This window comes from Jiangella rhizosphaerae, assembly GCF_003579925.1.
Taxonomy (GTDB): domain Bacteria; phylum Actinomycetota; class Actinomycetes; order Jiangellales; family Jiangellaceae; genus Jiangella; species Jiangella rhizosphaerae.
Genome location: NZ_QUAL01000093.1, coordinates 1 through 3,478, shown reverse-complemented (window position 1 = coordinate 3,478; position 3,478 = coordinate 1). Strand labels below are relative to the sequence as shown.

At 74.8% G+C, this 3,478-nt stretch carries 3 protein-coding genes; 1 reads left to right on the top strand and 2 read right to left on the bottom strand.

The features are described from left to right. On the bottom strand, positions 1 to 783 hold a 783-nt coding region (locus DY240_RS10215; protein ID WP_147375271.1), incomplete at its 3' end, for an RDD family protein. Between the two features lie 47 nt (positions 784 to 830). On the opposite strand from DY240_RS10215, the gene DY240_RS10210 reads away from it, so the two are divergent. Then, positions 831 to 1,832, top strand: coding sequence for a stage II sporulation protein M (locus DY240_RS10210; protein ID WP_119659815.1), 1,002 nt, complete (start codon positions 831 to 833; stop codon positions 1,830 to 1,832). Positions 1,833 to 2,413: 581 nt separating this feature from the next. Here the strand turns inward: DY240_RS10210 and DY240_RS10205 are convergent. After that, the coding region (locus DY240_RS10205) for a DUF58 domain-containing protein (RefSeq protein WP_147375270.1) at positions 2,414 to 3,478 on the bottom strand (1,065 nt) is incomplete at its 5' end.

Genomic DNA, 3,478 nt, shown 5'->3' with positions numbered 1-3,478 from the left:
CGGCGGGTGCGGCGCGGGCGGCCCCGGCGGCGGCGCCGCCCCGCCGTAGCGGAGGGCGTCGCGGCGACGGCGTTCAGCGAGGACGGCCGTCAGGTAGTCCCACGGCGGCAGGCCGGGCGGGGGCGGCGGGCTGACCACCGCGGCCACCTCGTTCGCGAGGTCGACGGCCAGCCGGGTGCGCACCTCCGGCGCCAGTTGCGGCGCCCTGGCCAGCAGCGACCGGGCGGCCATGGCGAGCCGGTCGGGCAGCCGGGACAGCTCCAGCGACGCCGCCCACTCGGCCAGCCGCGGGTCGAGGACCGGCGGCGGCGCCACCGTCGACGGGATGCGCTCGCGGATCACGACGGTGCCGGCCAGCAGGTCGCCGATGCGCTTGTCGCGGGAGTTCAGCAGCGAGCAGACCATGGCGCCGACGCCGAGGGTGAGCACGAAGTCGGCGAACACCCCCGCCAGCGCGCGAACGAGGGCGTGCCGGAACCGGATCGGGCCGCCGTCGTCGCGCACCACCCGCAGCCCGGCCGCCGCCTTGCCGACCGACCTGCCGCGGGTCAGTGTCTCGACCGTCGTCGGGATGACCACCAGCAGGAACACCGTCCCGCCAATGACCAGCGCGGCCGCCAGCGCTTCGTCGACGCCGGGCGCGACCTGGCTGAACAACAGCAGCAAGCCGAACCCCAGGACCGCGAGGATCAGCGCGTCGAGCAGCAGCGCGAGCGCCCGTGAGGGCAGCTTGGCCAGCCGCAGCTCGAGGGGGACGGCCTCGCCGGTCACCAGGTCGCTCACCCCGTTAGTCTGCCTCACAGGGCGCCGACGACGGGAAGGGAGCGCACGTGGACCTCGACGCGTTCGTCGCCGCGCACCGCGCCGAATGGGACCGCCTCGAGCAGCTGGTCCGCCGCCGCGGCCGCCTGACCGGTCCGGAGGCCGACGAGCTGGTCGCGCTCTACCGCGCGGCGTCCACCCACCTGTCCACGCTGCGATCGGCCGCGCCCGACCCCGTCCTGCTCGGTCGGCTGTCGACGCTGGTCGCCCGGGCCCGTACGGCGATCGCCGGCGCTCATGACCCCGGCTGGCGCGACGTCGTCCGTTTCCTCACCGTCGGATTCCCGGCGGCGGTCTACCTCAACCGGCGCTGGTGGATCGGCGCCGCGCTGGCGTTCGCCGTCGTCTCCGTCGCCGTCGCCTGGTGGGTGGCCGCCACCCCGAGCGTGCAGGCGTCCATCGGAGCGCCGGAGGAGATCCGCCAGCTGGTGGAGCACGACTTCGAGGACTACTACTCGGAGAACCCGGCCGGCTCGTTCGCCGCGCGGGTGTGGGTGAACAACGCCTGGGTCGCGGCGGCCTGCCTCGCACTGGGCGTGTTCCTCGGCATCCCGGTCGTGTACGTGCTCTGGATGAACGCCGTGAACGTCGCCGCGTCGGCCGGGCTGATGGCCGCGGCCGGCCGGCTGGACGTCTTCTTCGGCCTGATCACCCCGCACGGCCTGCTCGAGCTGACCGCCGTGTTCGTCGCGTCCGGCGCCGGCCTGCGCCTGGGCTGGACGGTCGTCGACCCCGGCCCGCGCAGCCGCGGCGAGGCGCTGGCCGAGACCGGCCGGGCGACGCTGGGCATGGCGCTCGGGCTGGCCGGCGTGCTGCTCGTCTCCGGCGTCATCGAGGCGTTCGTGACGCCCTCCGGCCTGCCGACATGGGGGCGCATCACGATCGGCGTGGTCGCTGAGGTGCTGTTCCTCGCCTACGTCTGGGTGTACGGACGGCGGGCCGTGCTGGCCGGCGAGGTCGGCGACATCGACCGCTCCGCCAGCGCCGACACCCTCCCCGTCGCCGGCTGAGCCCGCCCGTCCCAGTTCTGCGTTCCTCCGTCCCCCTGCTGCCCGATTGTCTTGGCCGCGTGCGTGCGCCTCAAGCGGACTATGGAGGCGCTTCGCGCCGGCGATGACCGCTTGACCCGCGCGCCCGCGGCTAAGAACGGGCAGCTATCAGGCGGACGGGGGAAATGTGGCGACGGCTGGCCGTGGCGTTGGCCCCGTTTCGGTGTGAGTTTGGTGTCGTGGGGCGTCCACGTGGTGAGATTTCACCGTGATTCGGGGGCCATCACGAGGATTGTCCCAGCGTCAACACCCTTACAGTCATGGTGATGCTCAGGTAATCCTCGTGATGTAGGCGATCGTCGATGATCATCGCCGTCCATGGCCCTACAAAGTAGGGCGAAACGGGCAAGTCAACCTCGAGTCGTGCCCGCTCTGCCCCCGTCCCCCTGATAGCTGCCCCGTTCTTGGCCGCGGAACCGCGGGTCAAGCGGATCCGCGTCGGCGCGTAGCGCCCCAATGGTCCGCTCGAGGCGCGGTTGCGCGGCTGAGAAAATGGGCAGCAGGGGGACGGCCAACGCCACGAGCCCACGCAGGGAACGCCGTCACAGGCGGCCGGTGGCCTTGAGCTCCAGGTAGGCGTCGGCGACGGCGGGCGGGAGGTCGGCGGGCGGCTGGTCGACGACGTGGGCGCCGCGGCGGGAGAGCAGCTCGGCCAGCTGGGCGCGGGCGAGGCGGTCGTGCTCGGCGGCGGCCGCGGCGTAGACGGCGTCGGAGTCGCCCCGGCCGGCCGCGAGCTCCGCCAGCCGCGGGTCGGCCACCGACGCGACCAGGACGGTGTGCCGGCGGGTCAGCCGTCCGAGGACCGGCAGCAGCCCCAGCTCGACGGCACTGGAGTCCAGGCCGGTGACGATGACGACCAGCGCGTGCTGCCCGGCCCGGCTCAGGATCTCGGCGGTGAGCTGCCGGTAGTCGGTCTCCAGCAGCTCCGGCTCCAGGACCGCCAGCGCGCCGACCATCCGCCGCAGCACATCGGTGGCCTCCAGACGGGCGACGTCGGCGCGGACCTGACGGTCGTACGCGAGCAGGTCGACGCGGTCGCCGGCGCGGGCCGCCAGCGCGCCGAGCAGCAGTGCGGTGTCGATGGCGGCGTCCAGTCGCGGCTCGTCGCCGACCCGGCCGGCGGACGTCCGGCCGGTGTCGAGGACGATCAGCACGTGCCGGTCGCGCTCGGGCCGCCAGGTCCGCACGACGACGCCGCCGTGCCGGGCGGTCGCCCGCCAGTCGATGGACCGGACGTCGTCGCCGCGGACGTACTCGCGCAGCGAGTCGAACTCCGTGCCCTGGCCGCGGATGCGCACCGCCGAGCGGCCGTCGATCTCGCGCAGCCGGGCCAGCCGCGACGGCAGGTGCCGGCGGGCCTGGAACGGCGGCAGCACCCGGACGGCCCACGGGACGGCGTGCGAGCCCTGCCGCCCGGCCAGCCCGAGCGGCCCGAGGCTGCGCACCGTCACGCGGTCGGCGACGCGGTCGCTGCGCCGGGTGGGGCGCAGTACCGTCTCGACCAGCCGGCGCTCGCCGGCCGGGAGGTCGACGGCGACGCGGTCGGCGACGACGCCGGCGGACGGCGGCCAGGCGTCGCGCAGCAGGCCGCGGACCCGGCGCCGGCC